This is a genomic window from Planctomycetota bacterium, assembly GCA_035384565.1.
GTDB lineage: Bacteria > Planctomycetota > PUPC01 > DSUN01 > DSUN01 > DAOOIT01.
In genome coordinates, this window is the sequence record DAOOIT010000127.1 from 1 (window position 1) to 7,966 (window position 7,966).

Here is a 7,966-nt window from a genome sequence, read left to right on the forward strand (position 1 = left end):
ACTGCGCGGGGTCGGCGGGGATTTCGGGGACGTCGGGTTCCTCGCCCGGCTCCTCCGGCGGCTGCGGGCAGTTCGGGCAGTTGGGGTCGAGTTGGAACACCCGGCCATCGGAGGTGTGGAGCCTGTAGTCAGCGTTGGGCACAAGGGTCTCGATGGTCCCATCGGGCAGTGCCGCCTGGATGGCGCCGGCGCGCACGCAGAGGATCGTGCTGTCGGGCAGGATGAACACATATGCCCCTCGGTCGAGGTCGCGCCGCTTCGTACCCTCAGGCAGTTCCAGGAACGGGCAGCGGTCGAACGGTTCTTCCCCGCAGGGGTCGGGGAAGGAGGCGAAGTACTGCTCGGCGGCGCGGCGATGGCGCTCGAGGACGTCGTCGACCTGGAGCTTGAGCTCGTCCTGGCGCCGGAGTTGCTCCGCCAGGGTCTCGGCCATCTGGTCGAGCTTCTGGGCCATCGCGCAGAGAAGCTCCAACTGCATCTTCTGCGCCACGGCCTCAGCGGGGAGCTTGATGGGGCACTGGAGCATGGCGAATTCCCCTTGGCGTCAGGTCTTCTGGCCGCAGCAGGTCGACGCCCTCTGGCCGGCCAGGCGCGCCGCCTCGTCGCGGGTGAGTTCGGAGAGGAGCCACGCCGCCCAGCGGAACGCGATGTGGCGCAGCTTGCAGCCGGCGTCCGAGGGCGTATGGAGATCCCCGCGTTCGAGCGCGTCGAGCCGGCACGGGCCGCCGCAGGCGAGCCGGATCGGGCAGTCCAGGCACCTGGCATTCAGGTAGAAGCGGGGGTCCAGCCAGGGCGCTCGGAGCGATTCTTCCAAGCCGCCCGCGGCCAGGCTGCCGACGGCGCTCGGTCCCTCGCGATGGCAGGCGCAGACGCGGCCGTCGGGCGCCACGGAGACCGTGCCGTTGCCGGCCTGGCATTCGGAACAGGCCGCCTGGCGGAAGGCGAGGCGCCGGGCGAACCGGACCAGCGGCTCGAACGAGGCCGCGCGGCGCGGGCGGATGCGATCTCGCAGGTATCCCGCGGCCTGGCCATACTCCGCCTCGACGGCTCCCCAGTCGGCCGTGGGGGAGTCGAAGCTCAAGGGATGGCCTGGCGCGGCCGCGCCGCAGGCGGACTCCGTCAGGCTGGCGGGTTCGAGCGAGACGTGGGCGGCGAGGCCCTCGTCGAGCAGGCGATGGTGGTGTTCGAGGCGCTCCCTCAGCCTCATTCCCGAGGCGGCGAAAGTGCCGCGGAGCGTCGTCCGTGCCGCCAGGCGAAGCCCCTTGAGCAACTTCAGGCCGCGCAGCGTCGCCTCATAGGAATCCACCCCCGCGCCGCCGGGGCGGCTCTGGTTGTGGATGTCGCGTGGGCCGTCGAGCGAGACGATCAGATCGAACCCTTCGCGGTCGAGGAAGGCGGCCTTGCCGGCGTCGAGGGGGGTGCCGTTGGTGGTCAGGTGGAACCCCGGGCGGCCCGGGCCGCGATAGACGTGCCGGGCGTACTCGACGATCTCGGTGAGCAGGCCCCACTCCAGGAGCGGCTCGCCGCCGAAGAAGGCGACGGTCGCCGGCCCGTGGGGCGGCAGGAGAAGGTCCAGCGCGCGCCGCGCCATGTCCGGCGTCATTCGCGCACCCGGGGCGCCGTCGCCCTTCCGCACGAAGCAATACTGGCACCGCAGGTTGCAGGCCCGCGTCAGGCAGAGGACCAGAGTGTCGGCGTGGTCACGGATCGGCGGATGGGGGAAGTCGGGCCGGAAGGGCGAGGCCCATTCCTCGTCCCCTCCGCCGCCGACGGCCAGCGTCATGGCGTTGGCGTCGTAGGCGAACGTCTTCCCGCCGGCCTCGAAGCGGTACACCTGCCGCGGGGCGGGCTTGACGAAGACCGCGGGCTTGACCCGGTCGGCGACGTTCAGGACGGCTCGTTCGGCCATAGGGTTGCTCCTGCAGGCGCGGGGAACGGGCTAATGGCACAGCGGCGTGCCCGACAGGATGGAGCACCGGAGGACCGGCTGAGGCTCGCCGGCGAGGCGCTTCCTCAGGACGAAGCTGGCGTACTCGTCGCCGCTCAGGGCCACCAGGTGGACGGGAGCCCTCTGGCGGAACTCGTCCACGGCCTGGATGACGCCGTAGCCCTTCACGTCGGTGTAATCGTGGCCGGTGATGTAGCCGCCGGGCTTCACCTTGGGGAACCAGGCCTCGAGGTCCTGCATCATCCCGGCGAAGCCATGATTGGCGTCGAGGAAGACCCAGTCGAAGTGCCCGTCGGGGAACTCCTGGGCCGCCTGTGCCGACGTCTTGCGGTGGACGGCGACCTGGCCGGCCTCGATCTTCCGCTGGAACCGGCCGAGGACGAGTTGGTAGAGTTCGTCGCCCTGGCCGGTCACCCCGCCGCTGGAGACTTCGCCAGCCCAGGGGTCGACCAGGTGGAGCGTCGCCGGCCGGTTGAGGTCGAGAATCGTCTGGGAGAAGCAGCCCTTGAACACCCCGATCTCGGCCGCGACGCCGCCCTGGGGCAGAAGCGGCAGGATGTCCGCCTTCGCCGGGACACGGGCGAAAGGCTCGATGGCGACCGCGTGCTCGTCCGTGCCTGGCGGGAACCAGGGCGGCACGCCGAACCAGCGGCGGAGGCGGTTCGTCTCGCGGACGTAGACGTCCCTGGGTTCCAGGCGCACGAAGTGGACGAACGTCGGCGAGACCACGGGGTCTTCGCCGTAGGCGCAATGCCCGCGCAGGACGTCGATGTCGTAGGGGCCTTTGCGGGCGGTGTACATCAGGTTCTCGCGGGGCGGGACGGGCTTGAGGCCGAGGAGCGCCATCGCCGCGGCGAAGAGCGGCTCCTCGTTGTGGCCGCGCGCAGGGTCCGAGTGGCGGTACGAGAGGTAGTCCCTGTGTTCCTCGTAGTAGGCCCGCGCGCGCCGGAAGACGTTCCGGGCGGCCTCGCTCTGGTCGAAGTACATGAACCCGCCGTTGTGACGGATCATGTGGGGCAGGCCCATGCGGGCGATCAATTCGGCCACGTCGGGGAACTTGCAGTATGGGCCCCGCCGAATGGCATCGCCCACGACGCTGAAGGGGACATCCCTCAGCCGGTCCCAGAAACAGCCGGCGTCGCCCTTGGCCATGAGGCAGTCGGCGTCCAGGTACATCGTCCGCTCGAAGGGGCTGTAGTTCTGAAGCTGGAGCTTGGCGTCGAGGCCAGGGAGGAGGCGGCTCGACTTGGCCTCGATGATGGCGTCGAAGAACGGCCTGAGGGTCTGCGGGACCTCGACCCGCTCGTCGTGGAGCAAAGCGATGGGCCGCCGGTCCTTGTGCTTGACCGACAGCGCCAGGTTGGCCGCGAACTCGACGTAGCGCCCGTGGCCTGTCGCCAGGGTCAGATAGCCCTCTTGGGTGGGGAATGCCGCCATAGGAGAACTCCTTTCGTGCTCAGTCCGTGAAGTAACGGTTTCGCGCCGCCTCGCGGCGCTCGTGATGTCCCGGCCTCTGGTTGAGGCCGACCCCCATCTGCTCGAGGTCCCCGAGCCGGCCCCGGAACAGCGCGGGGACGATGTGCCGGCCCGGCTTGCCGCCCGCGAGCATCGAGGAGAGGGCGATGTCGTCCGCGTCCCGCGCCACGTCGAAGGCCGTGGTGAACGTCACCCGGTTCAAGGCGCTCCTGCGGAAGAGCATCATCCTGCCCTTGATGATGGAGACGGGGGTGTCTTCCCCCGGCTGGGCGACGTGCTCGCAGTGCCTGTAGGGCTTCCCGAAGACGAGCTTCACCCCCTCCGGCCCGATGACCGCGTTCGGGTCGCACTGGCCGAGGAACGCCAGGGCGTCCTCGAGGACGAACTCGTCCTTCAGCACCAGGTCGTCGTCGAGGGAGCAGACGAACTCGGTCGCCGCGCGCGACGCCATGAACCATCGAGGCCAGCAGCCCATGTTCTCTGAGGAATCTACCTGCCATCGGACCCGCTCGTCCTGGAAGGGGGCGCCGTTGTTCCAGAGGAAGATGACGGGCTTGGCCGTTTGCCTCGCCAGAGAGTCGAGCACCTTGGGCAGGTTCTGGGGCCGCTTCCAGTTCAGAAGGACGGCGGTCACCCGCGAGAGGCGGCTCTCGAGGCCGACCCAGGCCGCCTCCTCGCCCCGGGGCAGGTTGATGTTCTGGAAGAGGCGGCACTGGGTGTCGAGAAGGACGTCGGGGTAGAAGCGCCGGAGCAGCTTCTTGAGAACGCCCTGGTCGCTCCGCAGGAACCGCTCGTCCCCCGGCCACGGCTCGGCCTCGGCCGCTGCGGCGAAGAAGCCCCGGCAGAACGCCGTCTCCCCGATCCACATCCCCGAGTTGAGGTAGCGCCAGGGCGACGTGGCCCCGGGGAGGGAATCCTCGAACCGCCGGAGCTCCGCGATCTCGGGGAAGCAGTGCGTCTCGGCCCCGATGAGGAGCCGGCAGGAGAACTCCCGCTGGAACCGCTCGAGGACCGCGAGCGGGTGAGCCAGGACGAGGACGTCGGCCGCGTCGAGGCCCATGACATAGCGGGTCTGGACGCCGCCGAGCGCCTCGCGGGTCAGGCGGATCTTGTGGAGGTTCTTCCACTCCTTCACCCCCTGCCCGAGGACGAGATAGGGTACGCCGAGATGGTCGAGGCAGCGCTGGAGGACGCCGGGGGCGGCCTGGTTGTTCCAAGTCAGGATCGTCAGGTCGCCGGCGGGCCCGAACTGCCTCGCCGGGGTCTGGAAGAACTCGGCCTGGAGGTCCTGCCAGAGCTCGTTCTTCCCGGCGAGGCCGGGGGCGTGGACGACCAGGGGCCGGGTGTCGAAGACCAGGTTCACGACGGCGGGCATCCTGCCGGTGAGAGGGCACTCGAACGGCCCGAAGTGTTCCACCAGGCTCTGGCGGAAGCCGGGGTCGTGCCGGCAGGCGTCGCAGTGCATGCGGGAACGGCAATGGGGCAGTTCCGTGAAGCTCATAGGGCCCCCTCCCCGCTGAGGGTGTACCGGCCGGTCTCGCCGCAGACGCCGCTGCGCAGGGTGCCCGAGCCGACGGGATGGTCGCCGGCGCACTCCAGGGCGGCGGGGTAGTCCTGGGCGGGCCAGGGCGTGCCCAGGCCGACCTCGACCACCCAGTTCTCGCCGAGCCGGCGGACGTCGACCTTGCCCGTGGCGTCCACCCACATTTCCGGCTGGGTGCGGCCCAGGACGTAGGTGCCGTTGTGCCGAGCGCAGACGCCTGTGAGCCCGCTGACGATCATGGTGATCGTTTCTGCCCCGTCGCAGACGGGCACGGGCGGCTCCTCGTCCTCGTCGTCGTCCGGGGGCGGTGGGGTGCCGCCTCCCCCGCCGCCGGAGAGGTACTCGTCGCAGGGGCACTCGACCGAGACCTGGACGTAGCGGACGTCGCACGGGTCGCCCTTGCGCCAGGCGAGGATCATGGTCACGCCCCGGACGGTGCCGAGGGTCACCTCGCCGGAGGAGTTCACCGAGGCGAGGCCGATGTTGAGGACGCGGTACTCCATCTGGTTGCGATCGGCCCCGTAGACCGTGAGCGGGAACGTGATCAGCGTCCGGGAGCAGTTGACGCGGACGCTCTTGGGCATCACGTCCCAGTAGTCGAGGTTCAGATTGTCGAGCGTCTGGCAGTCGAGCGTCATGGCTTTACACCAATGTGTCCTCACTGGCGGTGACGATGACGGCCCCGCAGGCGGTGAGATCGCCCAGCCGGGCCGATGGGCTTCCCTCGATGATCGTGTCGGGGTCGCCGGTGACGATCGGGTTGATCCCGTGCATCGGACAGAGGTGCAGGTCGCCGAGCCGCGCGGCGGGCCGGCCGTTGACGTAGGTGCGGACGGCTGCCGTGATGATGAAGCCCATGTGGTTCGTCATATCGCCAAGCCTTGCCTGAGGAATGGCCATGTCTCTTGCCCTGTGTCAGCCACGAGCTACGAGCCGCGAGCTTCGAGCCAGAAGAAGGCTCATTCTGTCTTGTCCTTTCAGGCTCGCGGCTCGTGGCTCGCCGCTCGCAGCTGCCCCGTCACGGGTTGATGAACACGAAGTTCTTCGCATCCACGGTGATGTTGCCGTTCACGGCGTCCATGCGGATGAAGCTGCCGACCTTGTCGCGGACGAAGATGTGCTCGCGGCCCGCGGTGGAGTCGATGATGATCTCCTGGCGGAAGCTCAGGCCGGAGATGACCACCCGCTCCCTGCCCTTCGTCGTGTCGAGCAGGATGCGCTGGATGCGGCCGCGGCTCTTGTCGTTCGACTGGACGTAGATCTTCTCGCGGTCCTTCCATGCCTCCCAACGGACGAACTGGCGGCAGAGGTCGGTGATCTCGATGCGGGCCTTCTGGTCCTTGATGTCCGAGCCGATGTCGAGCTGGTCGCCGGCCTCCGCCTGGCGCGTACGACGAGGCAGCGCGTTGCCCCTGTCCTTGGGAAGGAGCACGGGGCATTCGAACCGCATCATCTGCCCGCCGCGGTCGAGGATGGCCAGGAACTCCTCCTCGTCCTTGTCGTCGGCCACGATGGTGTGGCCCGTCTCGGTCTTGAGCAGCACCTTCCGCCGGGGGCAGTAGTAGTCGGGATGGCCGTGGAACTTCCCGTGCTCCTTGTGGTCGGAGGGATTCCCTGCGTGGTCGGCCTTGTCCTCGCAGTCGAGGCACTTGGCCTCGCCGCACAGGCGCTTGGCCTCCTCGGGCTGCTCCCCGGGGTTCGACTTGGCGAGCCAGACGCCAACCCAGATGGGGTATTGCACGTCGCCGCCCTCGAACTCGGCCCAGACGGAGGCCCCCTCCTCGGGCACGAGGAACATGCCGATGTCCTGGTTCCCGCCGTAGGGGAAGCAGGGCGACGCCCAGTCGGACCAGTGGTCCTTGCCCGTGCCGAGTACGGCGGGGATCTCGAGGCGGCACCGCCCCAGCCGCTCGGGGTCGTTGTTGTCGCGTACAAACGCGCGGTACTTCCCGAACCACCGGTGCCGGTACCGTTCCTGCTGGTCCCTGTCGTACACGTCGAGCACGTCACTTCCCCTCGGTTTCTTCGCCGGTCTCGGCGTCCACCGTCACCATCGGCGGCGGCTCCTCCTTCGGCACGGGCGGCGCCTCTCGGTCGTTCTGCTGCGCCTTGGCCTCCTCGGATTTCTGCCCCGCTCCTTTGCCCAGGGCGTTCTTCTTGAGCTTCAGCTCGCAGGAGTAGCCGCCCTCGCCGATCTCGTGGCGCACGCTGTCGACGTAGTAGACCCCGGAGAATTTCTGCCCCACGCCCTTGATCTCGACGTTCTGCTTGGCCTTCAGCGCGGGGATGCCGATCGCCACGGCCGTGGCCTCGACCTGGCCCATCTCGGCCTTCTTGAACTTCCCCTCGGCCTTGTCCTGTGCCGGCTCCTGCGCCGGCTCTTCATGGAAGCCTTCCGTCCGCTCCGGCGAGTCGACGACATGGCCGCTCTCCTCCTCCTGGTAGCTCTCCTCGCCAGTGTTCCCGTCCACGAGGTAGGTCTTCTTGCCCAAGGCCGTGCGCTCCGGGGTGTTCTCGTTCGAGGCCGTCTCCTCGACCGGCTCCTTCTCGCGGGGGTCCACGCCGATGGCCTTCGTCTCGGTCCCTTCCCCCTTGGCCCCCTGGCTCTTCGACGCCGGCCGGAAGCTGCGGAGGACGCCCTTCACGTCGGTGAAGTACTCCAGCGCCATCGCCGGCTCCTCCTGGAGCGCGGGCGGGTGGAAGTGAAGCTCGTCGTCCTGGACGTAGAAGACGTAGCCGGTGACGCCGTCCCCGTCCTTGTCGCGGGCCTTCTCGGCTAGGTCCTTCAGGAAATCCGCATCCGAAATATTGCTCTGGACGATCCGCAGGTGCCGGACCTTCGTGGGGGTGACCTTGGGCGTCAGGCCGTGTTTCGCGGCGATCTCCTCCGCGATCTCGGAGTAGAGGATGCCCGGCGGCGGCTTCGTCCAGACCTTCTGGGCCTCCTTCCCCGCCAGCTTGAAGCCCTTGTCGTAGGCGCGGAGGGTGATCGTCGGGTC

The 7,966-nt window shown here is 68.8% G+C and carries 8 protein-coding genes; all 8 read right to left on the bottom strand.

Features of this window, described 5'->3' with window-relative positions:
• Nucleotides 1-526: hypothetical protein (locus PLE19_23385; GenBank protein HPD17892.1), on the bottom strand; the 526-nt coding region annotated here is incomplete at its 3' end.
• An 18-nt stretch (nucleotides 527-544) separates the two neighbouring features.
• Entirely contained in the window at nucleotides 545-1,909 is a 1,365-nt protein-coding gene (locus PLE19_23390; GenBank protein ID HPD17893.1) for a radical SAM protein, read from the bottom strand.
• A gap of 30 nt (nucleotides 1,910-1,939) precedes the next feature.
• The gene (locus tag PLE19_23395; GenBank protein HPD17894.1) at nucleotides 1,940-3,385 is read right to left on the bottom strand and encodes a class I SAM-dependent methyltransferase; all 1,446 of its coding nucleotides are present in this window, start codon (nucleotides 3,383-3,385) and stop codon (nucleotides 1,940-1,942) included.
• Nucleotides 3,386-3,404: 19 nt separating this feature from the next.
• Nucleotides 3,405-4,925 (bottom strand): hypothetical protein, encoded by a 1,521-nt coding sequence (locus tag PLE19_23400; GenBank protein HPD17895.1) that lies wholly within the window; start codon nucleotides 4,923-4,925, stop codon nucleotides 3,405-3,407.
• Nucleotides 4,922-5,605 (bottom strand): hypothetical protein, encoded by a 684-nt coding sequence (locus tag PLE19_23405; GenBank protein ID HPD17896.1) that lies wholly within the window; start codon nucleotides 5,603-5,605, stop codon nucleotides 4,922-4,924. Before PLE19_23405 ends, PLE19_23400 begins: the two co-directional genes overlap by 4 nt.
• A gap of 4 nt (nucleotides 5,606-5,609) precedes the next feature.
• The gene (locus tag PLE19_23410) at nucleotides 5,610-5,867 is read right to left on the bottom strand and encodes a PAAR domain-containing protein (GenBank protein HPD17897.1); all 258 of its coding nucleotides are present in this window, start codon (nucleotides 5,865-5,867) and stop codon (nucleotides 5,610-5,612) included.
• Between the two features lie 118 nt (nucleotides 5,868-5,985).
• Nucleotides 5,986-6,972 carry a phage baseplate assembly protein V gene (locus PLE19_23415; protein ID HPD17898.1) on the bottom strand — a complete coding sequence of 329 codons (987 nt, stop codon included), beginning with the start codon at nucleotides 6,970-6,972 and terminating at the stop codon, nucleotides 5,986-5,988.
• 1 nt (nucleotide 6,973) lies between these two features.
• On the bottom strand, nucleotides 6,974-7,966 hold a 993-nt coding region (locus PLE19_23420), incomplete at its 5' end, for a hypothetical protein (GenBank protein ID HPD17899.1).

Excerpts from the sequence above, each read along its gene's own strand:
- PLE19_23390 (HPD17893.1), bottom strand. The coding sequence starts at position 1,909 with ATGGCCGAACGAGCCGTCCTGAACGTCGCCGACCGGGTCAAGCCCGCG.
- PLE19_23395 (HPD17894.1), bottom strand. The coding sequence starts at position 3,385 with ATGGCGGCATTCCCCACCCAAGAGGGCTATCTGACCCTGGCGACAGGC.
- PLE19_23400 (HPD17895.1), bottom strand. The coding sequence starts at position 4,925 with ATGAGCTTCACGGAACTGCCCCATTGCCGTTCCCGCATGCACTGCGAC.
- PLE19_23405 (HPD17896.1), bottom strand. The coding sequence starts at position 5,605 with ATGACGCTCGACTGCCAGACGCTCGACAATCTGAACCTCGACTACTGG.
- PLE19_23410 (HPD17897.1), bottom strand. The coding sequence starts at position 5,867 with ATGGCCATTCCTCAGGCAAGGCTTGGCGATATGACGAACCACATGGGC.